This is a genomic window from Paraconexibacter sp., assembly GCF_041602235.1.
GTDB lineage: Bacteria > Actinomycetota > Thermoleophilia > Solirubrobacterales > Solirubrobacteraceae > Paraconexibacter.
The window spans coordinates 1-1,723 of sequence record NZ_JBFIGP010000472.1 but is presented as its reverse complement, the minus strand read 5'-3'; the positions used below and the strand labels follow the sequence as shown (position 1 = coordinate 1,723).

Annotated in this window: 2 protein-coding genes; both read right to left on the bottom strand. The window is 73.6% G+C overall.

All coding sequences use genetic code 11. The features are described 5' to 3' along the window. Positions 1–175: 175 nt before the first annotated feature. Complete coding sequence (locus ABYE80_RS20555; RefSeq protein ID WP_372792275.1) at positions 176–1,060, bottom strand: alpha/beta hydrolase; 885 nt, start codon at positions 1,058–1,060, stop codon at positions 176–178. Positions 1,061–1,083: 23 nt separating this feature from the next. Further along, the coding region (locus ABYE80_RS20550) for a polysaccharide deacetylase family protein (protein WP_372792273.1) at positions 1,084–1,723 on the bottom strand (640 nt) is incomplete at its 5' end.

Genomic DNA, 1,723 nt, shown 5'->3' with positions numbered 1-1,723 from the left:
TCGTCGTCGCCGCACGCGGCGATCCCCCCTGCGGCGAGCGCTACGGCGGCAGTGACGGCAGCGATACGAGAAGCGGTCCTCATGGGGTCTCCTTCGTCGGGGTCACTGCTGCTACGGACGGCCCGACGGCGCAGGTCGAGTGCCGGCGCGCCACCATGGCGCGCGGGCGGCCCGGCTAGAGGACCGTCCGTCGGAGGAACGCCACCTGGTGATCGATGGTCGTGGCGATCCCCTCGCCGTGGAACGGGGCGAAGTGGTCCCCAGGAAGGTCCTGCAGCTCGGCGTGGTGGGCGCGCTGTGCGAGACGTCCGATCGCCGCGCCGTCGGCGGTGATGTCCTCGGTGCAGCGACCGACCCACAACGGGACCGTGATCGCCGCCGCCTTGCGGACGGGGCGGAACAGCGCGACCGTGGCGAAGACGCCGGGCGAGATCTCGTTGCGCCACCGCGATCCCGGGCCCTTGGACGCGGCGAAGCCCTCCGCCTCGCCCGGGAGCGTCATCGCCGCGTGCGAGCCCGGAGCCCCGGTCACGGGGATCAGGGTATGGCGTCCGGCCAGGTCGGCCACCGCCCGGGGCAGGACCCAGGCGACGAGCTTGGGCGGCGTGGCCAGCACGCGTGCGAGGCCGTCGACGAACGGGCACAGCACCATCGCGGCGGCAGCATCGACCCCGCGGCTCAGCAGCGTCACGATGTGGCCGCCGGAGAACGAGAAGCCCCACGGGACGATGCGCTGCGGGTCGACGCCGGCCAGGGTCCGCGCGTACGCCATGGCCGAACGCCAGTCCTCCTGCTGGGCGCGCGGTCGGAAGCGCTGCCGCGGCTCACCGCCCGAATCGCCGAGAAAGCGATGGTCGAACACGAGCACGTGCGCGCCGGCCGCGGCGAAGGCCTCCGCGTAGGGCTCGAGGCCGTCGCGACGGGTCATGCTGAAGCCGTGGGCCATCACGACGCACGGGGCCGGACCGTCGCCTCCGGGCCGGTACCACCATGCCGCGCACTGGGCCCGTCCCGACGGGAAGGTCACATCGAGCCGGTCGACCGTCGTTGGCGCGCTCATGGCGCGCAAGGATACGGCGGGCCTCAGCCGCGAGCCATCTCCAGCAACCGCGTGGGGTCAGTGGCGGCCTGGACCCGCACGCGGGGCAGCAGCATCGGGTCGTCCTGCCTGGAGGCCACGCCCGGCTCGACGGTGGTGGCGGCGAGATACCCGGCGGCCCGCACCGCCGCCCGGACGGTCTCGTTGTTCCGACCTGCCGGATAGCAGAAGAACCGGGGGTCGACACCGAGCTCCTCGCGGATCCGTGCACGAGACCCGGCGAGCTCCCGGCGCAACTGGTCGGGCCCGAGCGTCGTGAGGTCGGCATGGCTGATCGTGTGGGACCCGATCTCCCAGCCGTCGCGCAGCATGCGCTTCGCACCCCACCGCGGCAGGCCCTTCGGGCCCAGGTGGTCGACCGCCAGGTTCAGCACCCCTGGCCAGCCGGCCGTCTTCAGGACCGGCGCCGCGTTCATCACCTGCGAGAGGTCGCCGTCGTCGAAGGACACCACGACCGGACGGGCGGGCAGGCGCCCCCGGCCTTTCCACGCGTCCCAGACCTCGCCGAGGGTGACGCCGACGTAGCCCGCGCGCCGCAGCGCGGCGATCTGGGCCTCGAAGGCCTCGGGAGTGACCCAGAGGTCGGGGTAGGCGGTGCCCGCCTTCGGCGTCCCGACCACGTGG

Excerpts from the sequence above, each read along its gene's own strand:
- ABYE80_RS20555 (WP_372792275.1), bottom strand. The coding sequence starts at position 1,060 with ATGAGCGCGCCAACGACGGTCGACCGGCTCGATGTGACCTTCCCGTCG.